The organism is Pseudomonas typographi, assembly GCF_014694385.1.
Lineage (GTDB): Bacteria > Pseudomonadota > Gammaproteobacteria > Pseudomonadales > Pseudomonadaceae > Aquipseudomonas > Aquipseudomonas typographi.
On the sequence record NZ_JAAOCA010000027.1, the window covers coordinates 1 to 24,942 of the forward strand.

25 protein-coding genes are annotated in these 24,942 nt (G+C 63.8%); 18 read left to right on the forward strand and 7 right to left on the reverse strand.

Going from position 1 to position 24,942, the window contains the following annotated elements; genetic code table 11:
• Positions 1–103 precede the first annotated feature (103 nt).
• Genes HAQ05_RS19790 through HAQ05_RS19800 form a run of 3 tightly spaced genes read left to right on the forward strand, consistent with a single transcriptional unit; the run spans position 104 to position 1,781 of the window.
• Positions 104–451: a CidA/LrgA family protein gene (locus HAQ05_RS19790; RefSeq protein WP_190423688.1), complete on the forward strand. Its 348-nt coding sequence runs from the start codon at positions 104–106 to the stop codon at positions 449–451.
• Positions 448–1,164 carry an LrgB family protein gene (locus HAQ05_RS19795; RefSeq protein ID WP_190423690.1) on the forward strand — a complete coding sequence of 239 codons (717 nt, stop codon included), beginning with the start codon at positions 448–450 and terminating at the stop codon, positions 1,162–1,164. Before HAQ05_RS19790 ends, HAQ05_RS19795 begins: the two co-directional genes overlap by 4 nt.
• 14 nt (positions 1,165–1,178) lie before the next feature.
• Positions 1,179–1,781, forward strand: a complete 603-nt coding sequence (locus HAQ05_RS19800; RefSeq protein WP_190423692.1) for an LON peptidase substrate-binding domain-containing protein — start codon at positions 1,179–1,181, stop codon at positions 1,779–1,781.
• On the opposite strand, the gene HAQ05_RS19805 is transcribed toward HAQ05_RS19800, so the two are convergent.
• Positions 1,769–3,079 (reverse strand): bifunctional DedA family/phosphatase PAP2 family protein, encoded by a 1,311-nt coding sequence (locus HAQ05_RS19805; protein ID WP_190423694.1) that lies wholly within the window; start codon positions 3,077–3,079, stop codon positions 1,769–1,771. The genes HAQ05_RS19800 and HAQ05_RS19805 overlap by 13 nt on opposite strands.
• A 2-nt stretch (positions 3,080–3,081) precedes the next feature.
• Positions 3,082–3,765, reverse strand: a complete 684-nt coding sequence (locus tag HAQ05_RS19810) for a DNA-3-methyladenine glycosylase (protein WP_190423830.1) — start codon at positions 3,763–3,765, stop codon at positions 3,082–3,084.
• A 166-nt stretch (positions 3,766–3,931) separates the two neighbouring features.
• On the opposite strand from HAQ05_RS19810, the gene HAQ05_RS19815 reads away from it, so the two are divergent.
• The 13 genes from HAQ05_RS19815 (at position 3,932) to HAQ05_RS19875 (ending at position 16,110) form a co-directional block, all read left to right on the forward strand.
• A complete protein-coding gene (locus HAQ05_RS19815) occupies positions 3,932–5,203 on the forward strand; it encodes a glutamate-5-semialdehyde dehydrogenase (RefSeq protein WP_190423696.1) in 1,272 nt (423 codons plus the stop codon).
• Complete coding sequence (gene nadD / locus HAQ05_RS19820) at positions 5,200–5,862, forward strand: nicotinate-nucleotide adenylyltransferase (protein WP_190423698.1); 663 nt, start codon at positions 5,200–5,202, stop codon at positions 5,860–5,862. Before HAQ05_RS19815 ends, nadD begins: the two co-directional genes overlap by 4 nt.
• 59 nt (positions 5,863–5,921) lie before the next feature.
• Positions 5,922–6,296, forward strand: coding sequence for a ribosome silencing factor (gene rsfS, locus HAQ05_RS19825; RefSeq protein ID WP_190423700.1), 375 nt, complete (start codon positions 5,922–5,924; stop codon positions 6,294–6,296).
• 11 nt (positions 6,297–6,307) lie between these two features.
• Positions 6,308–6,775 carry a 23S rRNA (pseudouridine(1915)-N(3))-methyltransferase RlmH gene (gene rlmH, locus HAQ05_RS19830; RefSeq protein ID WP_190423702.1) on the forward strand — a complete coding sequence of 156 codons (468 nt, stop codon included), beginning with the start codon at positions 6,308–6,310 and terminating at the stop codon, positions 6,773–6,775.
• Between the two features lie 18 nt (positions 6,776–6,793).
• The gene (gene mrdA, locus HAQ05_RS19835; protein ID WP_190423704.1) at positions 6,794–8,689 is read left to right on the forward strand and encodes a penicillin-binding protein 2; all 1,896 of its coding nucleotides are present in this window, start codon (positions 6,794–6,796) and stop codon (positions 8,687–8,689) included.
• A gap of 31 nt (positions 8,690–8,720) precedes the next feature.
• Positions 8,721–9,824 (forward strand): rod shape-determining protein RodA, encoded by a 1,104-nt coding sequence (gene rodA, locus HAQ05_RS19840; protein ID WP_190423832.1) that lies wholly within the window; start codon positions 8,721–8,723, stop codon positions 9,822–9,824.
• Between the two features lie 17 nt (positions 9,825–9,841).
• Positions 9,842–10,846: a lytic murein transglycosylase B gene (mltB, locus tag HAQ05_RS19845; protein ID WP_194718665.1), complete on the forward strand. Its 1,005-nt coding sequence runs from the start codon at positions 9,842–9,844 to the stop codon at positions 10,844–10,846.
• Positions 10,846–11,853, forward strand: coding sequence for a septal ring lytic transglycosylase RlpA family protein (locus tag HAQ05_RS19850; RefSeq protein WP_190423706.1), 1,008 nt, complete (start codon positions 10,846–10,848; stop codon positions 11,851–11,853). The genes mltB and HAQ05_RS19850 overlap by 1 nt, the downstream gene beginning before the upstream one ends.
• Positions 11,854–11,949: 96 nt before the next feature.
• Positions 11,950–13,116 (forward strand): D-alanyl-D-alanine carboxypeptidase family protein, encoded by a 1,167-nt coding sequence (locus HAQ05_RS19855; protein ID WP_190423836.1) that lies wholly within the window; start codon positions 11,950–11,952, stop codon positions 13,114–13,116.
• Between the two features lie 135 nt (positions 13,117–13,251).
• Positions 13,252–13,527 (forward strand): DUF493 domain-containing protein, encoded by a 276-nt coding sequence (locus HAQ05_RS19860; protein ID WP_190423709.1) that lies wholly within the window; start codon positions 13,252–13,254, stop codon positions 13,525–13,527.
• Complete coding sequence (gene lipB / locus HAQ05_RS19865) at positions 13,527–14,174, forward strand: lipoyl(octanoyl) transferase LipB (RefSeq protein WP_190423711.1); 648 nt, start codon at positions 13,527–13,529, stop codon at positions 14,172–14,174. The genes HAQ05_RS19860 and lipB overlap by 1 nt, the downstream gene beginning before the upstream one ends.
• Before the next feature lies 1 nt (position 14,175).
• Positions 14,176–15,183 carry a lipoyl synthase gene (lipA, locus tag HAQ05_RS19870; RefSeq protein ID WP_190423713.1) on the forward strand — a complete coding sequence of 336 codons (1,008 nt, stop codon included), beginning with the start codon at positions 14,176–14,178 and terminating at the stop codon, positions 15,181–15,183.
• A gap of 12 nt (positions 15,184–15,195) precedes the next feature.
• Positions 15,196–16,110 carry a S66 peptidase family protein gene (locus HAQ05_RS19875; protein WP_190423715.1) on the forward strand — a complete coding sequence of 305 codons (915 nt, stop codon included), beginning with the start codon at positions 15,196–15,198 and terminating at the stop codon, positions 16,108–16,110.
• A gap of 157 nt (positions 16,111–16,267) precedes the next feature.
• Here the strand turns inward: HAQ05_RS19875 and HAQ05_RS19880 are convergent, their stop codons facing one another.
• From HAQ05_RS19880 to leuS, 4 genes are all read right to left on the reverse strand, one after another.
• Positions 16,268–17,593, reverse strand: coding sequence for a lytic murein transglycosylase (locus HAQ05_RS19880; protein WP_190423717.1), 1,326 nt, complete (start codon positions 17,591–17,593; stop codon positions 16,268–16,270).
• A gap of 65 nt (positions 17,594–17,658) precedes the next feature.
• Positions 17,659–18,696, reverse strand: coding sequence for a DNA polymerase III subunit delta (gene holA / locus HAQ05_RS19885; RefSeq protein ID WP_190423719.1), 1,038 nt, complete (start codon positions 18,694–18,696; stop codon positions 17,659–17,661).
• A gap of 45 nt (positions 18,697–18,741) precedes the next feature.
• Positions 18,742–19,350, reverse strand: a complete 609-nt coding sequence (locus HAQ05_RS19890; protein WP_190423722.1) for an LPS-assembly lipoprotein LptE — start codon at positions 19,348–19,350, stop codon at positions 18,742–18,744.
• A 66-nt stretch (positions 19,351–19,416) separates the two neighbouring features.
• Positions 19,417–22,023, reverse strand: a complete 2,607-nt coding sequence (gene leuS / locus HAQ05_RS19895) for a leucine--tRNA ligase (RefSeq protein ID WP_190423724.1) — start codon at positions 22,021–22,023, stop codon at positions 19,417–19,419.
• Positions 22,024–22,236: 213 nt separating this feature from the next.
• Between leuS and HAQ05_RS19900 the strand changes: the two genes are divergently transcribed.
• Together HAQ05_RS19900 and HAQ05_RS19905 are read left to right on the forward strand one after the other, a co-directional pair.
• The gene (locus HAQ05_RS19900; RefSeq protein ID WP_190423849.1) at positions 22,237–22,557 is read left to right on the forward strand and encodes a hypothetical protein; all 321 of its coding nucleotides are present in this window, start codon (positions 22,237–22,239) and stop codon (positions 22,555–22,557) included.
• Positions 22,558–22,632: 75 nt separating this feature from the next.
• Positions 22,633–23,394 carry a YdcF family protein gene (locus HAQ05_RS19905; RefSeq protein ID WP_190423726.1) on the forward strand — a complete coding sequence of 254 codons (762 nt, stop codon included), beginning with the start codon at positions 22,633–22,635 and terminating at the stop codon, positions 23,392–23,394.
• A gap of 9 nt (positions 23,395–23,403) precedes the next feature.
• Here HAQ05_RS19905 and lnt read toward each other — a convergent pair whose 3' ends face one another.
• Positions 23,404–24,936 carry an apolipoprotein N-acyltransferase gene (gene lnt / locus HAQ05_RS19910; RefSeq protein WP_190423728.1) on the reverse strand — a complete coding sequence of 511 codons (1,533 nt, stop codon included), beginning with the start codon at positions 24,934–24,936 and terminating at the stop codon, positions 23,404–23,406.
• Positions 24,937–24,942: the final 6 nt, after the last annotated feature.

Sequence of the window (24,942 nt, forward strand, 5' to 3'; positions counted from 1 at the left end):
GGCAATCGAGGCGCCGAGTATGCCGTAGTTGATGGCCTTAGGACATAGGGGCGGGGCCCGTGCTGCCCTGGTTATAATGGCCGCGGCTAAAAAAGGGGGTTTTATGTTATTACGGGGCCTTACAGCGCTGGTCGCGTTCCAATTGCTGGGCAGTGCATTGCACGCTTTATGCCTGGCCGCATTGCCCGGGCCGATCATCGGCCTGTTGCTGTTGTTTGGCGCCTTGCTGTGCATGGGCCAGGTGCCGGCCCCTATCAGCGAGGCGGCCAGCGGCCTGCTGCGCTACCTGCCGTTGCTGTTGGTGCCACCGGCGGTGGGGATCATGGCGTACGGCGGGGCGATTGCCGCGCACATTTGGGCCATCTTGGGCGCGTTGAGCGTATCGGTTGTGTTGTCGCTGGCGTTCAGTGGTTGGTTGATGGGCCGTTTGTCGGCCAGGCGCCAGCCATGAGCCTGGCTTGGGGCGCCGCGTTGGCTGCGGTTATTCACCACCCGCTGTTTGCCTTGGGCCTGACCTTGGGCGCTTACCAACTGGCACTGAAGCTTTTCGAGACAAGCCGCCTGGTGCTGTTGCAGCCAGTGCTGGTGTCGATGCTCGTGGTGGTGGGGGTGCTGACCTTATGCCAACTCGACTTGGCCGAATACCAACGTAACACGCAGGTTCTCGGCACCCTGCTTGGCCCGGCCACCGTGGCCCTGGCGGTACCGCTTTATCTGAACCTGCGGCGAATTCGCCAACTGCTTTGGCCCACCTTGGCTACGCTGGTGCTAGGTGGGGCTTTCGCAACGTTGTCGGGGTTGGTGCTCGGTTGGCTGCTTGGGGCGGACCACCTATTGCTGATGACCCTGGCGCCCAAGTCGGTGACCTCACCGATCGCCATGCTGGTGGCCGAGCAGGTGGGCGGTGTGGCCGGCATGGCGGCGGTGTTCGTATTGATCACCGGGGTGATCGGCGCGATCGTCGGCCCGGGGCTTTTAAGCCTGCTTAACGTCCGGGCCCCAGAAGCGCGAGGGTTGGCGCTGGGTATCAGTGCCCATGCCGTGGGCACCTCGGTGGCCTTGGCCGAAGGGGAAACTTGCGGAGCCTTCGCGGCATTGGGGATGAGCCTGATGGGCGTCGGGACCGCCATTGTGTTGCCGCTAGCGATCAGCCTATTCGTATAACAAAGGGTTAATAGATGACGTTGCCGCTGTTTCCGCTCAATACCGTGTTGTTTCCTGGCTGCACGCTCGACTTGCAGGTATTCGAGGCTCGCTACCTCGACATGATCGGCCGTTGCATGAAAGCCAGCGGTGGTTTTGGCGTGGTGTGCATCCTCAAAGGGCGGGAAGTGGGGCCGGCCCCGAGCGAACTGGCGGTGGTGGGCTGCGAGGCGTTGATCCGCGACTTCCAGCGCCAGGACAACGGTTTGCTGGGTATTCGCGTGCAGGGTGGGCGGCGTTTTCGCGTGCTCTCTACCGAGCTTCAGCGCGACCAACTGCTTGTGGCTAACGTGAAATGGCTGCACGAATTACCCGACGTACCCCTCGATGAGCGTGATGCGGACCTGCTCGCGCTGTTGGCCGCCCTGGCCGAGCATCCACTGGTGGAATCGCTGGATATCGGCAGCCATGCCAACGGCCAGCACGCGCTGGGCAACAAGTTGGCCTACCTGTTGCCATTCGCAGACCCGGACAAGCTTCGCCTGCTGGAAACCGATGACCCCAGCCAGCGCCTGGATGCGATCCAGGGCTTGCTGGAGGAAATGCAGGGCGAGTTGTTTCCCGATCAGTATTCGTAGCGCATCACGGCATGGGGCAGCGCATGCAGTGCCGAGAACAGCCAAGCCACGAACACGGGGGCCAGCATCCACCATACCCGCAGCGGCACCGGTGCTAACCGGTAGAAGCGCTGGCTCACGGCGAACGAGGCGGCGCAGCCGCTTGCCGCTAACAGAATGCCGGCGATCACGTCGGTGGGCCAATGTACACCCAGGTACACCCTTGAAGAGGCGATGGCCAAGGCCGGTATGCAGGCGATAAAGGTACAGGCCAGGCGCATGCGCGGCGGCTGGCCACGGCTGGCGAGCACGGCCAGGGTAAGGAACAGCGCGAAGGCACCGGAGCTATGCCCGCTGGGCATGCTATAGCTGCCCAGCGGATCGGCCAATACTTCGGGGCGAGCCCGGCCGAACAGGGCCTTGAGCACGGTATTGGCGATGGCCGTGGCCAGCAGTGTGCTGCTGGCGAATAGCGCCGGGCGCCATTGCCGGCCCAGCAGCAACACGGCCACCAGTAGCCCGCCCAGGTACAGTTGGGTGCGAAAATCACCCAGCTGGGTGACCATCACCACCCAATGGTCCAGTACCGCGCTGCGGTGTTCTTGGATCAAGGCACTCAGGCCCTGGTCGAGCGCGCTCAGGTAAGGCCAGCCCACCAGCAGCGCCAATAACAGTGCGAAGCTGCAGGCCGCGACCAGCAGTGTGGTGCGTGCGTGGCGGTACCAGGCGCTGTAGGCGCTCAACCCCACCAGCAGCGCCATGCCCGCCGCGACCACCGCGGCCTGGGGCCAGAAGCCGGCCGGCAGCGGCAAGCGCACCGCGGCCCCCGCGGCCCAGCCTGGCAACAGGTAGGCCACGGCCCAGCCCGCGGCGGCCACTAAACTGGCCAACGCAAAGCGTGGTATGGGCATTTCGAGCATGCCGGCGACCATCGGCAACATGGGCCTGAGGGGCCCGATAAAGCGCCCCACCAGCAGGCTGGCTACGCCATAACGTTCAACATAGCCTTCGGCCCTGGCCAACCACTGGGGATGGCTGCGAAGGCCGGGTAGGCGCCGGATGTTCTGCTGCAGGCTACGGCCGATGGCGTATGACAACGCGTCGCCGAGCAGCCCGCCAAGGTAGCCCAACAGCAAGGTTTCGCCCAGGCCCAAATGGCCGCGCCCGGCGAGGGCGGCGATCGCGAACAACACCACCGTGCCGGGTACGATTACCCCAGCGATGGCCAGGCATTCGATGCAGGCGACCACGAAAATGGTGCCGCCCAACCAGTGAGGGTTGGCGGCCAGCCAGGCGTCCAGGGCGTCGAGCCATTGCATGGTCAGTGTCCTTGCTCAAGTACCCAATAGTCGTGCCCTTCGACCTGCCCCCGGCGTAGCGGGTTCCGGGTACAGAAACGCGCATATTCGGCATCGACGAAGCGATAGGGCAGGTGCTCGTCGCGCCCGTGGGGAATGCCCAGCCGGGTGGTCTGGATCACCCGCGGCACCGCCTGGGCGCAGTCTTCGACGAACAGGGTTTGCGGGTCGAATTGCTTGCCATCCCATTGCCGCACCTTCAGCCCCAGTGCCCGGCACAGCAGGGTTTGCCCAGCGCACAGGCGTTCCGGTGGGCGAGGTAGGCCGCGTGCGTCAGGGTTGTTCAGTTGCATTTGGGCCAGGGCGTTTTCATCGCTGGTGGCGTCCAGCCATGGGTAGGCCGATTTGATCAGCACCGCATTGCCCGGCCCCTCGGCGCTGAAGTTGAGCGAGTCGCCGCCACGGGCGTAGTACATATAAATGTGACCACCGCCGAGGAACAATGCCCTGCGTTTTTCGGTGTAGCCCAGCGAGGCGTGGCTGCCTTTTTCCGCTAAATAGTAGGCTTCGGTTTCGATCACCCGCGCTGAAAGCCAGTAGGGCCCTTGGCGGTGGCGGATGACCTTGCCGAGCAAGGCCTGGGCCAATACCTGGGCGTCGCGGTCGAAAAAACAGTGGGGCAGTGCATGGGAAAGGGGCGTGGGCATGGGCGCAACCGTGGTGGCAACGGTTGCCATGATAGCAATCGTTGGCTGAATCGTGGCTTAATCGCCTTTGTTACGGTTGTTTGTACACCTTCTGCCCGGCAGCGCTGTGCGTGGCGTGGCGCCCCCGCTATAATCAGCCGCTTTCCTTGCTGCCAAGCCCAGTACCATGACTGAGTCCGCTCTAGAGTACATGACCCGCCTGGGGCGCGCTGCCCGTGAAGCCTCGCGGCATATTGCCCGTGCCAGCACTGGGCAGAAGAACCGCGCGCTGCTGGCCATCGCCGCCGCGCTGGATGCCGCGCGGCCCGCGCTTGCCGCCGCCAATGCCCAGGACATGGCCGCCGGCCGTGCCAATGGCTTGGAGCCGGCGCTGCTCGACCGCCTGGAGCTGACCCCGGCGCGTATAAACGGCATGCTCGAAGGGTTGCGCCAGGTCGCCGCGCTGCCCGACCCGGTCGGCGCGGTGCGCGACCTGAGCTATCGGCCGTCGGGCATCCAGGTGGGCAAGATGCGCGTGCCATTGGGAGTTGTGGGGATCATCTACGAGTCGCGGCCAAACGTGACCATCGATGCCGCCAGCCTGTGCCTGAAGTCAGGCAATGCCACCATTCTGCGCGGCGGCTCCGAAGCCATCCATTCCAACCGCGCCATCGCCCGCTGCATCGAGCAGGGCTTGGCCGCGGTCGAGCTGCCGGCGGCGGTGGTGCAAGTGGTCGATACCACTGACCGGGCGGCGGTGGGCGCCCTGATCAGCATGCCCGAGTACGTCGACATCATCGTGCCCCGTGGTGGCCGTGGCTTGATCGAACGCATCAGCCGCGAGGCCCGGGTGCCGGTGATCAAGCATCTCGATGGCATTTGTCATGTGTATGTGTCGGCCTATGCCGACCTGCCCAAGGCCCAGCGCATCGCCTTCCAGGCCAAAACCTACCGCTATGGCATTTGCGGGGCGATGGAAACCCTGCTGGTCAGCGAGGTGGTTGCCGACGCCTTTTTGCCGGCGATGGCCGCCCAGTTCCGCGAAAAAGGCGTGGAACTGCGCGGTTGCGAGCGTACCTGTGACATCGTCGATGTACAGGCGGCCACCGAGCAAGACTGGGCCACCGAATACCTGGCGCCAATCTTGGCCATCAAGGTGGTCGATGATCTGGACGCCGCCATTGAACACATCAACCACTACGGTTCGCACCACACCGATGCCATCGTGACCGACCACCAGGGTGAAGGCCGGCGCTTCCTCGCCGAGGTAGACTCGGCCTCGGTGATGCTCAATGCGCCCACCTGCTTTGCCGACGGTTTCGAATATGGGCTGGGTGCGGAAATCGGTATCTCCACCGACAAACTGCATGCCCGCGGCCCAGTGGGGCTCGAAGGGCTTACCTGTGAAAAATACATCGTGATCGGCGACGGCCAACTGCGCGGTGAGTCGAACCATTGAGCGCTGCAGCGGCCAAGCGCCGGCGCATAGGGATACTGGGCGGCACCTTTGACCCAGTGCACATCGGCCACCTGCGCAGCGCGCTGGAAGTGGCCGATGCCCTAGCGTTCGATGAGTTGCGCCTGGTGCCGAACTTTCGCCCACCGCACCGCGAAACGCCGCAGGTGTCGCCAAGCCAGCGCCTGCAAATGGTCGAGCTGGCCGCCGCCGGTGTTGCGCCGCTACGGGTCGATGGCCGCGAGTTGTTGCGCGACAAGCCGTCTTACACCATCGACACACTGGAGTCGATGCGTGCTGAACTGGGCAGCGAAGCACCGCTGTTCTTGTTGTTGGGCTGGGACGCCTTTTGTGGGTTACCCGGTTGGCACCGCTGGGCCGAACTGTTAGGCCATTGCCACATTGTGGTGCTGCAACGGCCAGACGCCGACATCGAACCGCCGGATGCCCTGCGCAACCTGTTGGCGGCGCGCCAGGTCAGCGACCCCAAGGCCCTTAAAGGCCCCGCGGGGCAGATTACCTTCGCATGGCAAACACCCCTGGCGGTGTCTGCCACGCAAATTCGCCAGTTGCTCGCCAGCGGCAAATCGGTGCGCTTTCTGGTGCCCGACGCGGTGCTGGCCTATATCGAGGCGAACGGGCTGTACCGTTCGCCACTGTGAACTACCCGCGCCGCCAGCATTGGCCAGTGGCGCCAATCGAGAGTCGAACGAGTTTTCCTATGAAGAATACAAACCTGAGCAGCGAAGCGTTGGTGCAACTGGCCACCGCCGCACTGGAAGACATCAAGGCGCAGGACATCCTGAGCATCGATGTCAAAGAGAAAACCAGCATTACCGATTACATGCTGATCGCCACCGGTACGTCCAACCGCCATGTCAATTCCATGGCCGAGCATGTCCGTGAGAAGGTCAAGGCGCAGGGTGTGAAACCATTGTCGGAAGAGGGCAAAGGCGAGAGCGACTGGGTGCTACTCGACCTGGGTGACGTGCTGGTGCACGTGATGACGTCTGCCGCCCGCCAATTCTATGACCTGGAGCGCCTCTGGGAGGGCGCCGAGCAAAGCCGCGCCGCCCACGCGCCAGACCAGGAATAAGCGGGCGGACCATGCGTTTGCGCCTGATCGCGGTGGGGTCGCGCATGCCCCGCTGGGTAGAAGAGGGCTGGCAAGAGTACGCCAAGCGCCTGCCGCCAGAGTTACCGCTGGAATTGGTGGAAATCCCGCTGACCACCCGTGGCAAGAACGCCGACGTGGCGCGGATGATCCGCCAAGAAGGCGAGGCCATGTTGGCCAAGGTGTCGCCGGGCGAACGCATCGTCACCTTGGAGGTGCACGGCAAGCCTTGGAGCACCGAGCAATTGGCCGTGGAACTGGACCGCTGGCGCCTTGAGGCGCGCAGCGTGAACCTCATGGTCGGCGGCCCCGAGGGTCTGGCCCCGGAGGTGTGCGCGCGGGCCGAGCAGCGCTGGTCATTGTCACCGTTGACGCTGCCGCACCCGTTGGTGCGCATTCTCATCGGCGAGCAGATCTACCGGGCTTGGACAGTGCTGTCTGGCCACCCCTACCACAAATAACCCCATACGTTGTTCGCGATGACCCAGCCGATCCGCCTTAAAGACCATGAAAAAGATGCACGCCTGGTACGCAACCGGGTCATGGTCGGTGCCGTGGCGGTGGTGGCGCTGCTGTGCGTGTTGGTCGGCCGGCTGTATTACTTGCAAGTGATCCAGCATGACTACCACTCCACGCTGTCGGAAAACAACCGCGTGCACGTGCAGCCCATCGCGCCGGCGCGGGGCATGATCTATGACCGCAACGGCGTGGTGATCGCCAGCAACCGCCCAAGCTTCAACCTGAGCATCACCCGGGAGCGGGCTGGTGACTGGCAGCAAACCCTCGACACGGTGGCCGAGGTATTGGCGCTCACCGCCGATGACCGCGCCTTGCTCGAAAAGCGCTTGCGCCAGGGGCGCCGGCCATTCGAGCCAGTGCCGGTGCTCACGGAACTGACCGAGGAGCAGATCGCCCGCATTGCGGTGAACCAGTTCCGCTTGCCTGGGGTGGATGTGGTTGCGCAGTTGACCCGGCATTATCCGCAAGCCGGGCACTTTGCCCATTCGGTGGGTTATATGGGGCGGATCAACGAAAAGGAACTCAAAACCCTCGACCCGGTGGCCTATAGCGGCACGCACCAGATCGGCAAAACCGGGGTCGAGCGCTTCTATGAAGACACCTTGCATGGCCAAGTGGGTTATGAAGAAGTCGAAACCAACGCCCGTGGGCGGGTGATGCGGGTGCTCAAGCGTACCGACCCGCAGCCGGGCAAAGACATCGTGCTTACCTTGGATATAAAGCTGCAGGAAGCCGCGGAAAAAGCCCTGGGCGGGCGCCGTGGCGCCATCGTCGCGCTTGACCCGCGCAACGGCGAGGTGCTGGCCATGGTCAGCCAACCAACCTTCGACCCCAACCCGTTCGTGACCGGCATCAGCTTCAAAGCGTATGCCGAATTGCGCGATAGCATCGACCGCCCGTTGTTCAACCGCGTGTTGCGTGGGCTTTACCCGCCTGGCTCGACCATCAAACCGGCGGTGGCCATCGCCGGGCTCGACAGTGGCGTGGTCGGCCCCGGCTCCAGTGTATTCGACCCGGGCTATTTCCAACTGCCCAACGTGGAGCACAAGTACCGTAACTGGAACCGCACCGGCGATGGTTGGGTCGACCTGGACACGGCCATCATGCGCTCGAACGACACCTATTTCTACGACTTGGCGAACAAGCTGGGGATCGACCGGTTGGCTGATTACCTGGGGCGTTTCGGCATCGGTCGCAAGGTGTCGCTGGACATGTTCGAAGAGGCGCCCGGGCTGATGCCCGACCGCCAATGGAAGCGCATGACCCGCCGGCAAGCCTGGTTCCCCGGCGAAACCCTGATCTTGGGCATCGGCCAGGGTTACATGCAGGCCACCCCCTTGCAGCTTGCCCAAGCGACCGCATTGGTCGCCAGCAAGGGGCGCTGGCACCGCCCGCGCTTGGCCAAGGCGATTGGCGGCGCCGCCCCGGTGGACCCCAACCCTATCGCCGATATTGCGTTGCGTGACCCTGCCGACTGGGCCCGGGTTGCCCACGGCATGGAGCAAGTAACGCAGGGGCCCCGTGGCACCGCGCGCAAAGCATTCACCGGCTCCCCCTATCGGGTCGCCGGCAAAAGCGGTACGGCCCAGGTCGTTGCCATCCGCCAGGGCGAAAAGTACGACCGCAGCAAGCTCAACGAGCGCCACCGCGACCACGCCTTGTTCGTGGGTTTCGCCCCCGCCGATAACCCGCGCATCGCCGTGGCGGTGACGGTGGAGAACGGCGAGTCGGGTTCGGGCGTGGCCGCGCCGGTGCTGCGCGCGATCATGGATGCCTGGCTGCTGGGCCCCGACGGCCAACTCAAACCCGAATATGCCAGTAACACCGACCTGGAGACCGTCGCACGTGAAGAGTAATTTCGACCGCATCCTGTCCAGCGAAGATGTGATGCGGCGGCGCGCGACCTTCTTGCAGCGCATTCATGTCGACGGGCCGTTGCTGATCCTGTTGCTGATCTTGGCCTCTGGGAGCCTGTTCGTACTCTATTCGGCCAGCGGCAAAAGCTGGGACCTGCTGATCAAACAAGCCACGTCCTTCGGCATCGGCCTGGTGTCGATGTTCGTGATCGCCCAGCTCGAACCGCGCTTCATGGCGCGCTGGGTGCCACTGGCCTATGTAGTGGGCGTGGTACTGCTGATGGCGGTAGACGTGATGGGCCACAATGCCATGGGCGCGACGCGGTGGATCAACATCCCTGGGGTGGTCCGCTTCCAGCCTTCGGAATTCATGAAAATCATCATGCCGGCGACCATCGCCTGGTACTTGTCCAAGCGCACGCTGCCGCCGCACCTCAAGCACGTAGCGGCCAGCCTGGGGATGATCGGGGTGCCGTTCATCCTGATCGTGCGCCAGCCAGACCTAGGCACGTCGTTGCTGATCCTGGCGTCAGGAACTTTCGTATTATTCATGGCGGGGCTGCGCTGGCGCTGGATACTGAGCGTGATCGCGGCGGCGGTGCCGGCGGCGGTGGTGATGTGGCTCTTCTTCATGCATGACTACCAGAAGCAGCGCATCCTCACCTTCCTCGACCCCGAAAGCGACCCGCTGGGCACTGGCTGGAACATTATCCAGTCCAAGGCGGCCATCGGTTCCGGCGGGGTGTTTGGCAAGGGCTGGTTGATGGGTACCCAGTCGCACCTGGATTTCCTGCCAGAGAGCCACACCGACTTCATCATTGCCGTGCTGGGCGAGGAGTTCGGCTTGGTGGGCATCTGTGCCTTGCTGCTGATTTACCTGGCGCTGATCGGTCGCGGCCTGGTGATCACCGCCCAGGCGCAAACGCTTTATGGCAAGCTGTTGGCCGGTAGCCTGACGATGACGTTCTTCGTGTATGTGTTCGTCAATATCGGTATGGTCAGCGGGCTGCTCCCGGTGGTGGGCGTGCCGTTGCCCTTCATTAGCTACGGTGGAACTTCGTTGGTAACGCTACTGTCAGCGTTTGGGGTGTTGATGTCGATCCATACCCACCGCAAGTGGATCGCGCAGGTTTGAGCAAGGTGACGATTTCGATGCAAGCAGTGCGCGGTTGGGCCGCTCGCTACATCCCGTGGGTAGGCTTGGCGAGCATCCTCGGCAGCCCGGCGCACGCCGGCGACTATGAAGGTTCGCCGCAAGTGGCCGAGTTCGTGGGCGAAATGACCCGCGACTATGGCTTCGCCGGCGAGCAACTGATGGGCGTATTCCGTGAGGTCAAACGCAAGCAGGGCATCCTCGACGCCATCTCGCGCCCCGCCGAACGGGTCAAACCCTGGAAAGACTACCGCCCGATGTTCATCACCGACGCGCGCATCGCCCGCGGAGTGGACTTCTGGCGCCAGCACGAAGCCGCCCTGGCGCGCGCCGAGCAGGCGTACGGCGTGCCGGCCGCGGTGATCGTATCGATCATTGGCGTCGAAACGTTTTTTGGCCGCAACACCGGTAATTACCGGGTGATCGATGCACTGTCGACCCTGGGCTTCGACTACCCGCCCCGCGCCGACTTCTTTCGTAAAGAACTGCGCGAATTCCTGCTGCTGGCCCGCGAGGAGCAGGTCGACCCGCTGACGCTCAAGGGTTCTTATGCCGGTGCCATGGGCTTGCCGCAGTTCATGCCCAGCAGCTTTCGCGCTTACGCGGTAGACTTCGACGACGATGGGCACATCAATATCTGGACCGACCCGGACGATGCCATCGGCAGTGTGGCGAGTTATTTCGCTCGCCACGGCTGGGTGCCTGGCGAGGCGGTGGTCAGCCGCGCAGAGCTGCACGGCGATCGTGCCAGCGACGGCCTGAGCGCAGGGCTGGACCCAGATCGGACGGTTGGGGAGTTGCGAGCGTTGGGCTGGTCGAGTCATGATGCGCTGCGCGACGATCAGGCGGTCACGGCCTTCAGGCTCGACGGTGACGCCGGGCCTGAGTATTGGCTGGGCTTGAAGAATTTTTACGTCATTACACGTTATAACCGCAGCGCGATGTACGCGATGGCGGTGCATCAATTGGCGGATCAGTTGATCCTGGCACGGGGCGGCAAGTAATGCGGGCGTTGGCAACAAGCACACCACTGAAGCTGATGGTCTATGCGGCGGCGGCCTTATTGGTTGTGAGCTGCTCGAGCAGCCGCGGGCCATCTACGTCGGCCGGCTACCGCGTGGCTGCGCAGCCGGGGCTGGACATCAACCATGCCCACAAGGACGGTGCGCCCTGGTGGGATGTAGACGTATCGAAAATTCCCGATGCCACCCCGACCTTGCACACCGGCCCTTACAAAGCCAACCCCTACACGGTTCTGGGCAAGGATTACTTTCCCCTGAGCGACGCAAGCAACTACGTGGCAGTGGGCACCGCGTCGTGGTACGGCACCAAGTTCCACGGGCAAAACACCGCCAACGGCGAGGTCTACGACCTTTACGGCATGAGCGCGGCGCACAAAACGCTGCCATTGCCGAGCTATGTGAGAGTCACCAACCTCGATAACAACCGCAGTGTGATTTTGCGCGTCAATGACCGTGGCCCGTTCTACTCCGACCGTATCATCGATCTCTCTTACGCTGCGGCGAAGAAGCTCGGCTACGCCGAAACCGGTACTGCACGCGTGCGCGTCGAAGGCATCGACCCGGTGCAATGGTGGGCCGCCCGTGGGCGCCCGCCGCCGCTGATGCTCAAAGAGCCGGCAGTCACCCAGCCGCAGCCCGTGCTGGCCGCCAATGCCGGCACGTTGGAACAATACTCGCCGCCACCGGCACAGCACGCGCCGGCCGTGCAGCCGGTGGCGATCGACCCAAAAAAAAACGCTTCTGCGCAAGCAACTGGCCTTTATCTCCAGGTGGGAGCCTTCGCCAACCCGGACGCTGCCGAGCTATTACGGTCCAAGCTCGGCTCGATGGTGAAGGCCCCGGCGTTTACCAGCCCGGTGGTGCGTAACCAGCAAACGCTGTATCGCGTGCGGCTGGGCCCGATTGCCTCGCCGAACGAAGCACAGCAGGTGCAGAACACCATCCGTTTGGCCAACCTCGGCACGCCGAGCATGGTCATGGCGGAATAACCACCTCGCGACGCCTGTAAGCGCAGGCAAGGCCATGGATGGCCACCTTGAACACATAACATGAAAGCTTCGCCTTATAGCCATTTCGAGAGACGGATGAACATCACCACCTTTGCCAAACGCCTGTGCCTGCTCGTACCCCTGTTGACCGCCCCGGCCGCTTGGGCCGCCGATGTTGCGCAAATGGTGCCGGCGCCGCCCCAATTGGCGGCCAAGGCCTATGTGCTGATGGAAGCCAACAGCGGCCAGGTGCTGGTAGAAAGCAATAGCGACGAGCGACTGCCGCCAGCCAGCCTGACCAAACTGATGTCGGCTTATATCGCCACGCTGGAAATCCGCCGGGGCCAAATCAAAGAAACCGACATGGTCAATGTCAGCGAAAATGCCTGGCGCACGGGTGGTTCGCGCATGTTCATCAAGGTCGGCTCGCAAGTGTCGGTCAGCGATTTGCTGCATGGGATCATCATCCAGTCGGGTAACGACGCCACCGTGGCGCTGGCCGAGCATATCGCCGGCAGCGAAGATGCCTTCGCCGACATGATGAACGCCCAGGCGCAGAAGTTGGGCATGGTCAACTCCCACTTCATGAACCCCACCGGCCTGCCGGACCCGGAACACTACTCCTCGGCCCACGATATCGGCCTGCTGGCGCGTGCGATCATCCATGAAGACCCGGCCCACTATGCGATCTATTCGCAGAAGGAATTCTTCTGGAACGGCATCAAGCAGCCCAACCGCAACCTGCTGCTGTGGCGCGACAAGACCGTCGACGGGCTGAAAACCGGCCACACGGACGCCGCCGGCTACTGCATGGCAGCCTCGGCGGTGCGCGATGGCATGCGCCTGATCGCCGTGGTATTCGGCACCACCAGCGACCAGGCCCGCGCTGCCGAAACCCAGAAGCTGCTGACCTATGGCTTCCGCTTTTATGAAACCCAAACCTTTTATAAATCCGGCACCGAGCTGGCCAAAGCCAGCGTGTGGAAGGGCACCAGCAGCGAAGTCAAGGCCGGCTTGGCCGAAGACCTGACCATGACCCTGCCGCGGGGCCAGTTGAAGAACCTGCAGGCCAGCATGACGCTTAACCCGCAGCTCACCGCGCCCATCGAAAAAGGCCAGGTGATCGGCAAGGTAGAAGTGAAGAATGGCGACAAGGTTGTCGAGACGAAGGACCTCGTTGCTATCGAGGCCGTCGATGAAGGTGGTATCTTCCGGCGCATCTGGGATAGCATCCGGCTATTCTTCTACGGCTTGTTCAACTAACCCGTGTGGTGCCCCAAGCGTTCGCACAACGTGTGCCGCCAATGCTGAAACACCGCACCAGCCCGTCAGCCTGCCCCGCCAGTTCACACTGTTGGGGCGGGCTTGTTTTCTCGGCTTGATGAGGCCGTTACTGCCATGACAGACACCGATGTAAAGTCGCATGAGATCCAGTTTCCCTGCCCGGACTACCCGATCAAGGTGATCGGCGACACCGGGGTTGGCTTCAAGGATCTGATTGTCGACATTCTCACTCAGCATGCCGAGGTCGACCGTGCTACTTTGGCCGAGCGCCAGAGCAGCAATGGCAAATACACCACGGTACAGTTGCACATCATCGCCACCGGCCAGGACCAACTGCGCGACATCAACAGCGCCCTGCGCGCGACCGGTGTCGTGCACATGGTGCTCTGATGCCAGGGGTGCTGGGCTTTCGCGAGCTGGGTGTGGCGCCCTACGAGCCGGTTTGGCGTGCCATGCAGCGTTTTACCGACGCGCCACCCCACGCGGGCGGTGACGAGGTGTGGTTGGTCCAGCACCCGCCCATTTTCACCCAGGGCCAGGCCGGCAAGCCCGAGCATCTGCTGTTGCCCGGCGATATTCCCGTGTTAAAGGTCGATCGTGGCGGCCAGGTGACTTATCATGGGCCCGGGCAGTTGGTGGCTTACCTGCTGCTGAACGTTCGGGAGCGCGGTTTCGGTGTGCGCGAGCTGGTCAGCCGTATCGAAAACAGCCTGATCGACCTGTTGGCCAGTTTCGGCGTGGCCAGCCTGGCCCGCGCCGATGCGCCGGGTGTTTACGTACAGGGTGCGAAGGTCGCCTCGTTGGGCCTGCGTATTCGCCACGGCCGTTCGTTCCATGGGCTGGCGCTGAATGTAAACATGGACCTTGCCCCGTTCCGGCGCATCAACCCTTGCGGTTACGCCGGGCTGGCGATGACCCAACTGCGTGAGCACGCCGGCCCGATTGATTTTGCCGAGGTAAGTGCCCGGCTGCGCGCGCAGCTCGTCCAACACCTCGACTACGCTGAGCAGACGACCCTTACGGGCGGAATCGACTGATATGACTACTGCGCAAGAAACCGTGGCAACCCAGGAACTGCAAATGGAGAAGCCACGCCCGGCGAAAATCGAGGCGGGGGTAAAGCTGCGTGGCGCTGAAAAGGTCGCCCGTATCCCGGTGAAGATCATCCCCACCGAGGAATTACCCAAAAAGCCCGATTGGATTCGTGTGCGCATCCCGGTTTCGCCTGAGGTCGACCGGATCAAGCAACTGCTGCGCAAGCATAAGCTGCACAGCGTGTGCGAAGAGGCGTCCTGCCCCAACCTGGGCGAGTGTTTCTCTGGTGGCACGGCTACCTTCATGATCATGGGCGACATCTGCACTCGCCGCTGCCCATTCTGCGACGTGGGCCACGGCCGGCCGAAGCCGTTGGACCAAGACGAGCCGATGAACCTCGCCGTGGCTATCGCCGACCTGCGTTTGAAATACGTGGTGATCACCTCCGTAGACCGCGACGACCTGCGCGACGGCGGTGCCCAGCACTTCGCCGACTGCCTGCGGGAAATCCGCAAGCTATCGCCGGGCGTGCAGCTCGAAACCCTGGTGCCCGATTACCGCGGGCGCATGGACGTGGCACTGGACATTACCGCCAACGAGCCACCGGATGTGTTCAACCACAACCTCGAAACCGTACCGCGCCTATACCGCGCCGCGCGCCCGGGTTCGGACTACGACTGGTCGCTGGACCTTTTGCAGAAGTTCAAGCAGCGAGTGCCCCATGTGCCCACCAAGTCGGGCCTGATGCTGGGGCTGGGCGAAACCGACGAGGAAGTGATCGAGGTGATGCAGCGCATGCGCGAGCACGATATCGACATGCTTACGCTCGGCCAATACCTGCAGCCTTCGCGCAGCCACCTGCCGGTACAACGCTTCGTGCATCCGGACACGTTCGCCTGGTTCGCCGAAGAGGGCTACCGCCTAGGCTTCAAGAACGTGGCGTCGGGCCCACTGGTACGGTCGTCGTACCATGCCGACCAGCAGGCCCACGAAGCCAAGATCAAGCTCTAGGGCCGCCGGCCGATGGCGCTTACCCTGCCTGCCCGGTTGCCCCAAGGGGGCCAATTGGGCCTTATCGCCCCGGCAGGCCCAGGTAGCCTCGACGCCGAGCAAGCCCAGGCCTGGGCGGCGGGGCATGGCTATGGCCTGAAAGTGTACCCAGGGGTTTTCGAAAAAACCGGGTACCTGGCCGGCAGCGATGCCACCCGCCTGGCCGACTTGCATGCCGCGTTCGAAGACCCGGCCATCGATGCCATCCTGTGCCTGCGCGGCGGCTACGGTACGCCGCGCTTGCTGGAACGCATCGATTACCCGCTGATCGCCCGCCACCCCAAGCCATTCGTGGGCTACAGCGATATCACCGCGCTGCATGTGGCATTTATTCAACGGGCGGGTTTGCTGACCTTCCACGGGCCGTTGTTCCGTTCCGAACTGCTGCTGCACCAACAACCTGGGGAGGCAGCGTTACTGCGCATGTTGCGCGGTGAGCTGGGCGAGGGCGATCTGATCGCCCACCCGGCGGGTTGGCCACTCGCCACCCTGGCAGGCGGCAGCGCTGAGGGGCCATTATTGGGCGGTAACCTGGCGGTGTTGTGTGCCACCCTGGGTACGCCGTGGGCCATCGATACCAAGGGGGTGGTGTTGTTCATCGAGGATGTGAACGAGCCACTGTACCGGCTGGACCGCCTGCTTACCCAGCTACGCCTGGCAGGTAAACTTCGAAGCTTGGCCGGGGTTTTGGTCGGTGACTTTGCCGGCGTTACCCTCGAACAGCTGTGCCCGCTGCTCGAAGAGTGCTTCGCGCCGCTCGGCATTCCGGTGCTGGCGGGGTGGCGCTCCGGGCACTGCCAGCCGAACCTGACCCTGCCGTTGGGCGCACGGGTTGAGCTGGATGCCGATGCACAACGCGTTACGCTGAAACAAGCAGTGGTCAGCTAGTGTTCTAGCGGCGCCCCAGCCGTTCGCACAACCATTGGCGCATGAATGTTGTTGTTGGGCAAAGCGCCGTCCCTTGCCATAGTCCTGCTATGGCCCGCCGTGGCGCTTGGCCTGTGCCAACGCTTGGGCGAACGGCGCAATCGCCACACGCGCGCGGTTATTGCGCCCGTAAGCTCTCCAGCAACTGGTGTGTCGGGTAGCCATCCGCCGGCCAGCCTCGTGCCTGCTGCGCGGCACGGATCGCTTTGCGGCTGTTGGCGCCAATGATCCCGTCTGGGTTGCCAGCATCAAGGTTATTCGCTGTCAGTAGGGTTTGTAGCTCGATTCGCTCCGAGCGTGACAGCGGCGTGTCATCCCGCGGCCAACTGCCGGTGACATAACCTGCGCCATCGAAGCGCTGCGCCAGGAGGCTCACGGCTAGCGCATACGCGGTGGAATTGTTGTACTTGAGCACCACGCGGAAATTATCGAGGGTCAGAAACGCCGGGCCGCGGTAACCGGCGGGCAGCAACAGGGCCGCCTGCAGGTTGTCGCTGCCGGCGGGCAGGCGGGTGCCCGGCGGTAGCTGCACACCCTCAGCCAGCCATTGGCTGACCGGTTTGCGCAAGGTTGCATCGGCCTGCGCGTAGTCGAAACCCTGCGGCAACTGTACCTCGAAGCCCCAGGCTTGGCCCTTCTGCCAGCCTGAGGCAGCCAGGTAGTTGGCGGTAGAGGCCAGCGCGTCGGAGGCACTGCCCCAGATATCGCGGCGCCCGTCGCCGTCGAAATCCACCGCGTGTGAATTGTAGGTCGTGGGGATGAACTGCGTTTGGCCCATGGCCCCGGCCCACGAGCCGAGCATGTTTTCGGGGCTGATGTCGCCGTTTTGCAAAATTTGCAGGGCTGCGATCAGTTGGTCTTGGGCGAAGGCTGGGCGCCGGCCTTCATAGGCCAGGGTGGCTAGCGAGCGAATCACCGACTTGTCGCCCTGTATTTGGCCAAAGCTGCTCTCCAGGCCCCACACTGCGACCAGCGCCTGGCGATCGACGCCATAGCGTTGTTCCAGTTGCGCCAATACATCGCCGTATTGGGCGATCAATGCCTGGCCACGGCGCACCCGGGTCGGCGAAATGGCGCTGTCGAGGTACTCCCATACCGGCCGGGTGAACTCCGGTTGCGAGCGGTCGGCCGTGACCACCGCCGGGTCGGGGGCAATACCACTGAACGCGCGGTCGAACACGTTTGGCTGTATCCCGCCGCGCAACGCCTGCTGGCGAAAGCGCGCCTGCCATTCGGCGAAGGTCTCGGTGGGCAGTTCGCTGCCGTCGGAGGTCATCGGTGCGAAGGTCGTGACCGGTTTAGGGGCGGTACCGGTCGCGCTGGGCAGTGGGTTGGCGGCAATGGGGGTATCGGAGCAGGCGGCGAGTAAAACCATGCTGAAAGTGAGCAGAGCGCGCCGCCCGAATCGACGGGCAGCGGTGGGGCAGTTACGGCTGGAAGGCATGCAAAGGTCCAGATGTTCGTCTTTGCGCTGACCTTAGCACGGCTGGCCCTTTGCGCTAAAGCCGGCTATTGCGTAGGAAGCGGCCAACGTTGCCCCGCCATGAGCAGCGCCAGGCGCGATAACCCCACCCACACCGAGCCTTGGGCCTGGCCTTTGATCTGCGCGTCGAGGTGTTGGGCGTCTTGTAACAATTGGTTCCAGCGGCCCGAAGAGAGCCGCTGTAAGGCTTTGCTTACCAGCGGCCGGCGTTTGTCCCAAATGGGCGGCCGGGCACTGCTGAAGGCTTTATCCAGCGGCACGCCCTGGCTGAACTGCTGCGACAGGTTGGCCAGGCTGCGCAGCTCCCGCGCCAGCGCCCAGAGGATCACCGGCGGTTCTACCCCTTCGCCGCGCAGGCCCTCCAGGATGCGCAGTGCATGGCTGGCGTCACCCTGCAGGACGGCGTCGACCAAGCCGAAGACGTCGAAGCGCGCACTGTCGGCCACGGCCGCCTGTACCGTTTCGAGCGTGACCTGGTTGCCGTCGGCGAGCAGCTTGAGTTTTTCGATTTCCTGGGCGGCCGCCAGCAGGTTGCCTTCTACCCGGGCAGCGATCAGCTCCACGGCGTCGGGCTGAGCAGCCAGGCCCGCCTGGGCCAGGCGCTGGCGGATCCATTGGGGCAACTGAGCGGCGTCCACTGGCCAGATCTGCACGAACTGGGTACTGGTGCCGTTGACCAGGGCCGCGCCCCACTTGCTTTTCTGCTGGTTGCCGTCGAGCTTGGGCAGGCTCACCAGCAGCAACGTGTCTTCAGCGGGGCGGTTGCAGTATTCGATCAGGGCGGCTGCGCCTTTGTCGCCGGGCTTGCCCGATGGCAGGCGTAATTCCAGTAGGCGCCGTTCGGCGAACAGCGACAGGCTGGCGCTCGCCTGCAGCAGGCTGCCCCAATCGAAGTTGGCGTCGGCCGCGAACACCTGGCGTTCGTCGAAACCTTGCTGCCGGGCGGCTGCGCGAATGGCATCCAGCGCCTCCTGGCACAGCAAGGGCTCGTCGCCACTGACGATGTACACCGGGGCGAGGGGGCCTTGCAGGTGCTTGCCCAGTTGGGCGGGGGCGAGCTTCATAGGGCCTCTGCTAAGCAGCCCCGCCGAGGCGGGCGCGGCGCACCGTCATTGTGCCGGGGGCAACTGCAGCGGCGATTGCTGCGGGGTCGCATCCTGGATGCGCTGGGCTTCGGCGGCGGCATCGGCCTCGGCCTGGGCACGTGCGTCGGCCTTGGCCTGCAGGGTGTCGAGCTGCTCCGGGGTCAGTTGCGCCAGGCGCAGCATGATGCGCTGCTCCAGGTCGCGGCGCATTTCACGGCGGGCCTGTTTGGCCTCTTCGTCGGAGCCGGTCAGGTTGCTGGTGTCTTGCACGTAGACCTTCTGCACTTCCATTTTGTCGCTGATCAGTTCGCGTTGGTGGCGGCCGATGATCTGGTAGTTAACGCCGGAAGTCAGTTCGATCTCGCTAGAGCGGGCCGAGCCGTTGTAGCTGGCGCTGCGCTGGGTTTCATATTCCTGGGCGAGCACCAGCTTGTACGGCGCGCCGCCCACGATGCGCACGCCGCTACGCTCGAGGTTGGCACGCAGCTCGGTCACCAGTGGGCCGTAGGCGTCTCGGGCGCTGAGGTCCATTTCCTTGACCATCAGGCTGTTGCTTTCGGTGCCCCGCAGTTGGAAACCGCAGGCGCCGAGCAGCGAGGCCAGGCCAACGACCAGCAGGTTGCGTTTGATCATGCTTGTTGCTCCTTCAAACCTTATAGGCCGAGGGCAGGGGGCGCCCAGCGGGGCGCCGCCTGCCGATCAGTTGGCGACGATATTGACCAGCTTGCCGGGTACCACGATGACCTTGCGCAGGGTCAGGCCCTCGGTAAAGCGCAGCACGTTCTCGTTGACCCGTGCCGCCGCTTCGATTTCGTCGCGGCTGGCGCTGGCTGGCATTTCGATGTGGCCGCGCAGTTTGCCGTTGACCTGCACCACCAGGGTGAGGGTGTTTTGCACCAGGGCGCTCTCATCGACGGCCGGCCATGCCGCGTCGATGGCCGCCCCGCCATGGCCCAGGGCCTGCCACAGTTGGTGGCTGATGTGCGGGGTGATCGGTGCCAGCAGCAACGTCACCGCCTCCAGCCCCTCGTGCAGTAGCGCGCGGTCCTGCTCGCTGGCCTGGCTGGCTTTTTCCAGCACGTTCATCAGTGTCATCACCTGGGCAATCGCGGTGTTGAACTTGTGGTGTTGGCCCACGTCCTGGGTGGCCTGCTTGATCGCCAAGTGGATGGCACGGCGCACGGCTTTTTGTGCGTCGCCCAGGCCAGCCAGGCTCAGCGCACCGGGCAGGCCCTGGGCAACGTGTGCCTGGGCCAGGCGCCATACACGGCGCAGAAAGCGGCTAGCGCCCTCGACACCGGCGTCGGACCATTCCAGGCTCATGTCGGGCGGGGAGGCGAACATCATGAACAAACGGCAGGTGTCGGCACCGTATTGGTCGATCATTGCCTGGGGGTCGACGCCGTTGTTCTTGGACTTGGACATTTTCTCGGTGCCACCGATTTCCACCGGCTTGCCATCGCTGCGCAGCGTGGCGCTGACGACCTTGGCCTTGGCGTCACGCACCAGGTCGACGTCGGCCGGGTTGAACCAGCTCTTGCTGCCGTTGGCTTCGAGGCGGTAGTAGGTTTCGGCGACCACCATGCCCTGGGTCAACAGGTTCTGGAACGGCTCATTGCCGCTGACCAGGCCTTCGTCGCGCATCAGCTTGTGGAAGAAGCGCGCGTACAGCAGGTGCAAAATGGCGTGCTCGATACCACCGATGTATTGGTTCACCGGTAACCAATGGTCGGCCGCGGCGGGGTCTACCATGCCTTGGTCGTAGTGGGGCGAGGTGTAGCGGGCGAAGTACCAGCTGGACTCGACGAAGGTGTCCATGGTGTCGGTTTCACGCTTGGCCGGGGCGCCGCACCGGGGGCACTGGCATTCGTAGAACTCGGGCAGGCGTGCCAGTGGCGAACCGGCGCCATCGGGCACGATGTTCTCGGGCAGCACCACCGGCAGTTGCTGTTCAGGCACGGGTACGTCGCCGCAGCTGTCGCAGTGAACGATCGGGATCGGACAACCCCAATAGCGCTGGCGGCTGATGCCCCAATCGCGCAGGCGAAACTGGGTACGCGACTGGCCAAGGCCTTTCTCGATCAGGGCCGCCTCGATCGCGTCGAAGGCGCCTTCGAAATCCAAGCCATCGAACCTGCCGGAGTTGATCAACTGGCCATGCTCGGCGTAAGCCGGCTGCCAGGGCGCCGGGGTGTGGTCGCCGGCGCTGGTGCGCACCACGGCCTTGATCGGCAAGTCGTATTGGCTGGCGAATTCGAAATCACGTTCGTCATGGGCCGGCACGGCCATGACCGCACCGTCGCCGTAGTGCATCAGTACGTAGTTGGCGACCCATACCGGGAGCTTTTCGCCGGTCAGCGGGTGCTCAACCCACAGCGGTGTGGCCCGGCCCTTTTTTTCTTGGGTAGCGACGTCTGCCTCGGCGACGCTACCGGCCTTGCATTCGTCGATGAAGGCCTGCAGTGACGGGTCACGCTGCGCCGCCAGCGCCGCCAGTGGGTGTTCGGCGGCCACGGCCACATAAGTGGCGCCCATCAGGGTGTCGGGGCGTGTAGTGAACACCTTGAGCACACCCGGGCTGCCGATCGAGGCCTGGTCGTACGGAAAGCGCACTTCCATGCCGCGCGATTTGCCGATCCAGTTGCGTTGCATGGTCTTGACTTGCTCGGGCCAGCCCGGCAACTCGTCGAGGCTTTGCAGCAGTTCTTCGGCGTAATCGGTGATGCGGAAGTAGTACATCGGGATTTCGCGCTTTTCGACCAGCGCGCCAGAGCGCCAGCCGCGACCGTCGATCACCTGTTCGTTGGCCAGCACCGTTTGGTCGACCGGGTCCCAGTTCACGGTGCCGTTCTTACGGTAGATCACCCCTTTTTCGAACAGGCGGGTGAACAGCCATTGTTCCCAGCGGTAGTAATCGGGCTTGCAGGTGGTGACTTCGCGCGACCAGTCGATCGCCAGGCCCAGGCTCTTGAGCTGGGCCTTCATGTATTCGATGTTCTCGTAGGTCCACTTCGCCGGCGCCACGTTGTTTTTCATCGCGGCGTTTTCCGCCGGCATGCCGAAGGCGTCCCAACCCATTGGCTGCAACACGTTACGCCCGCGCATGCGCTGGTAGCGGGCGATCACATCACCGATGGTGTAGTTGCGCACATGGCCCATGTGCAGCTTGCCGCTGGGGTAGGGGAACATCGATAGGCAATAGTACGTCGGCTTGCCGGCTTGTTCAGTGACTTCAAAGGACTTTTGCTCATCCCAGAAGCGTTGGGCGGCGGCTTCGATCTCGCGGGGCTGGTAGTTTTCGTGCATGGCTACTTTGTGCTTGGAAAAGGTGGCACGTCGCCCTGGGGCTGCGGGCGCGCGGCGGCCGGTCATCAAACGCCGTAGCATACATGACCCCCTGCCACCGAGGGAAACCCTTAATGGCGCGGCCCCTCCGTTGGTCGCGGCGCGCGGCCGGTTAGCCAGCGGGCGCTAAGCTGATGACTGGGGAGTCACGCTTGTCAGCAACGAGGTGAGTGAATGGTAAAAACGCAACCCATTGCCGTTGAACCTGCGCTTCGCGAGCGCTTGCTCGATCGCCTGGGGCTTGCCCTGGACGTGGCCAGAACCGCGCGCCGCTTAAGGAATGAAACGCCTGCCGAGCTCGAATTGCGCGGGTTGTCCCACGCCGAATTCGAATGGATCCATGCCTACCTGCGCGCCCATGGCACACGTGCCGGGCATGCTGAGCCCGTCTACCGGTTCACGGTCGAGAGTCGCCGTGACAATGTCGTGTGCTTGGGCACGAGGTCACGCGACAGCGCCACCCTTTCTAACCGGGCCACCTTCGCCAATAAATAGGCCCTTTTGCTGGCGGGCATTGCCCGCCACCCTCTCTAACCGTTAGCCTGCGGCCCTCTTACAGGGAGGCGCCGAATGCTTCTGCGCTACGTGATCAAACAACTGTTGATGCCACCCGGCGGCCTTTTGCTGCTGTTGCTGCTCGCCTGGTGTTGGCGCCGGCGGTGGCCGCGCCTGGCCCTGGGCTGTTTGGCCGTGGGGTTGTTGGGGCTATGGGGCTTAAGCTTGCCCGTGGTGGTGCAGCATGCGGCCCAAGCGCTTGAAACCGAGCCGGCCTTGTTGCCGCAGGCTTGGCCGGGCCTGAAAGATCGTGCCCAGGCCATTGTGGTACTCGGCGCCGGGCGTGAACGTGGCGACCCGGCCTTCGGCGGCGAGGACCAGGCCACCGGGGTCGCGCTGCAGCGTATGCGCTACGCTGCGCGCCTGGCCCGTGCGTCCGGGTTGCCACTATTGACCAGCGGCGGCCTGCATTATGGCTCGCCGCCCAGCGAAGCGTGGATCATGGCGCGCTCGCTGCAGGAAGACTTCAACCTGGCCGTGCGTTGGCAAGAAGGTGAAAGCCGCACTACGTGGGAAAACGCCGTGTATTCAGCCCGCCTGCTCAAGGCCGAGGGCATCACCCGGGTGGTGGTGGTGACGCAGGCCTGGCACATGCCCAGGGCCCGTTGGTGCTTCGAACAAGCCGGCCTTGAGGTGGTCAGTGCCCCGATGGGGTTTCTCGGCGTCGACAACGCCCGCCCATTAGGTGGCTGGTTGCCAGAGGGCAAAGCCCTGTGGCAGAACGGCCAGTTGCTCAATGAGATGATCGGCGCAGTTGGGTACCGGGTTTTTTACTGAGGCACCAGGCTAGCTGCGAGCCGGTCCAGCGGCCTTCGCTTTGCGTGCGGCCAGCAGCGCCCAGCCCAGCAACAGGGCACTGAGGATCATCAATGGCCAAGAGTGCCAACGCAGGTACGGGGTAAGCCCCTGCATGGGGATGACTTCGCCGTACAGCACCGCCTGTTCGAATTGCGGGACGCTGGCGGTGATCTGGCCGAAGGGGTCTACCAACACGGTCACGCCGTTGTTGGTGGCGCGGATCATCCAGCGGCCAGCCTCGAGTGCGCGCATCTGCGCCATTTGCAAATGTTGCAAGGGGCCGATCGAGGTGCCGAACCAGGTGTCGTTGCTGATGGTGAGCAACAGGTTGCTGCCGGCGGCCATGCCCGCGGCAAAGTCGGGGTAGACCACTTCGTAGCAGATGAAAGGGGCAATTTCATAGCCCTTGGCTTGCAATAGCGGCTGGCCCTGGGGGCCGCGGGCGAAGTCGGACATCGGCAGGTCGAAGAAGGTGATCAGCCCGCGCAGTAGGTCTTGCAGCGGCACATATTCGCCGAAGGGCACCAGGCGTTGTTTCAAATAGGTGCCGGCACCTTCGCCGACGACGGTAATGCCATTGAAGTAGCGCGGTTCGTCGTGAACCTGCTGGCGAATCGGCACGCCAGTGATCAGCGCGGCGTGGCGGTCGGCCGCTAGGCTGCCGAGCATATCCAGGTAGCCTTGGGCATTGTCGCGCAGCACCGGCACGGCGGTTTCCGGCCAGATGATCAAGTCGGTACGGCGTGCCGCCAGAGTCATGTCACGGTACAAATGCAACTGCGCGGTCACGTGCGCGGGGTCCCACTTCACGCTTTGGGCCACGTTGCCTTGTACGGCGGCCACTGATAACGGTGCCCCGGCCGGTTTTGTCCAAGCGTGGTGTTTGAGCGCAATGCCGAGCGCCCAGGGGGCAGCCAGCAGCACCAGGCCGGCGAGCAGCACGGGTTTACGCGCGCGCAGGCGGTACAGGTTGCACAGCAAGGCGGCCGTCAGGGCCAGGCAAAAGCTGATCAGCCACACGCCCCCCACTGGCGCCAGCCCCGCCAACGGGCCCCCCAGTTGGCTGTAGCCGCTGTACATCCAGGGGAAGCCGGTCAGGAACCACCCGCGGAAGATTTCCTGGGTGAACCACAGCGCCGCGAAGGCTAAGGCATCGGCCAGTGGCGCCTCGTTGCGGCGCAGCCAGCGCGCCCATAGCCAGGCTGGCAGGGCAAAGAACCACGCCACGCAGGCGACGAAGGCCAGCATCAGGAACCCGGCCAAGGCCACCGAGGCTTCGCCATAGGTGTGGATGCTGATGTAGATCCAACTGGTGCCGGCGCCATAAACGCCCACGCCATAGCACCAGCCACGGGCCAGGGCCTGGCGCGGGCTGAGCTGGCGCAGGCCCTGGTAGGCCAGCACCAGCGCCAGCAAGGCCAATGGCCAGATGTCGAACGGCGCCAGCGCCAGGGTGGTGAGGGCGCCGGCTGCCACGGCCAGCAGGTGACCGGGCCAGCCGGGGCGGGTGATCCAGCGCATGGAGTT

Coding starts and splice junctions, on each gene's coding strand:
- leuS (WP_190423724.1), bottom strand. CDS start 22,023: ATGCACGAAAACTACCAGCCCCGCGAGATCGAAGCCGCCGCCCAACGC.
- HAQ05_RS19850 (WP_190423706.1), top strand. CDS start 10,846: ATGCGGGCGTTGGCAACAAGCACACCACTGAAGCTGATGGTCTATGCG.
- HAQ05_RS19810 (WP_190423830.1), bottom strand. CDS start 3,765: ATGCCCACGCCCCTTTCCCATGCACTGCCCCACTGTTTTTTCGACCGC.
- HAQ05_RS19805 (WP_190423694.1), bottom strand. CDS start 3,079: ATGCAATGGCTCGACGCCCTGGACGCCTGGCTGGCCGCCAACCCTCAC.
- rlmH (WP_190423702.1), top strand. CDS start 6,308: ATGCGTTTGCGCCTGATCGCGGTGGGGTCGCGCATGCCCCGCTGGGTA.
- HAQ05_RS19900 (WP_190423849.1), top strand. CDS start 22,237: ATGGTAAAAACGCAACCCATTGCCGTTGAACCTGCGCTTCGCGAGCGC.
- HAQ05_RS19905 (WP_190423726.1), top strand. CDS start 22,633: ATGCTTCTGCGCTACGTGATCAAACAACTGTTGATGCCACCCGGCGGC.
- HAQ05_RS19815 (WP_190423696.1), top strand. CDS start 3,932: ATGACTGAGTCCGCTCTAGAGTACATGACCCGCCTGGGGCGCGCTGCC.
- HAQ05_RS19875 (WP_190423715.1), top strand. CDS start 15,196: ATGGCGCTTACCCTGCCTGCCCGGTTGCCCCAAGGGGGCCAATTGGGC.
- lnt (WP_190423728.1), bottom strand. CDS start 24,936: ATGCGCTGGATCACCCGCCCCGGCTGGCCCGGTCACCTGCTGGCCGTG.
- lipA (WP_190423713.1), top strand. CDS start 14,176: ATGACTACTGCGCAAGAAACCGTGGCAACCCAGGAACTGCAAATGGAG.
- lipB (WP_190423711.1), top strand. CDS start 13,527: ATGCCAGGGGTGCTGGGCTTTCGCGAGCTGGGTGTGGCGCCCTACGAG.
- HAQ05_RS19860 (WP_190423709.1), top strand. CDS start 13,252: ATGACAGACACCGATGTAAAGTCGCATGAGATCCAGTTTCCCTGCCCG.
- HAQ05_RS19795 (WP_190423690.1), top strand. CDS start 448: ATGAGCCTGGCTTGGGGCGCCGCGTTGGCTGCGGTTATTCACCACCCG.
- holA (WP_190423719.1), bottom strand. CDS start 18,696: ATGAAGCTCGCCCCCGCCCAACTGGGCAAGCACCTGCAAGGCCCCCTC.
- HAQ05_RS19890 (WP_190423722.1), bottom strand. CDS start 19,350: ATGATCAAACGCAACCTGCTGGTCGTTGGCCTGGCCTCGCTGCTCGGC.
- HAQ05_RS19800 (WP_190423692.1), top strand. CDS start 1,179: ATGACGTTGCCGCTGTTTCCGCTCAATACCGTGTTGTTTCCTGGCTGC.
- HAQ05_RS19880 (WP_190423717.1), bottom strand. CDS start 17,593: ATGCCTTCCAGCCGTAACTGCCCCACCGCTGCCCGTCGATTCGGGCGG.
- rsfS (WP_190423700.1), top strand. CDS start 5,922: ATGAAGAATACAAACCTGAGCAGCGAAGCGTTGGTGCAACTGGCCACC.
- HAQ05_RS19790 (WP_190423688.1), top strand. CDS start 104: ATGTTATTACGGGGCCTTACAGCGCTGGTCGCGTTCCAATTGCTGGGC.
- HAQ05_RS19855 (WP_190423836.1), top strand. CDS start 11,950: ATGAACATCACCACCTTTGCCAAACGCCTGTGCCTGCTCGTACCCCTG.
- mrdA (WP_190423704.1), top strand. CDS start 6,794: ATGACCCAGCCGATCCGCCTTAAAGACCATGAAAAAGATGCACGCCTG.
- mltB (WP_194718665.1), top strand. CDS start 9,842: ATGCAAGCAGTGCGCGGTTGGGCCGCTCGCTACATCCCGTGGGTAGGC.
- rodA (WP_190423832.1), top strand. CDS start 8,721: ATGCGGCGGCGCGCGACCTTCTTGCAGCGCATTCATGTCGACGGGCCG.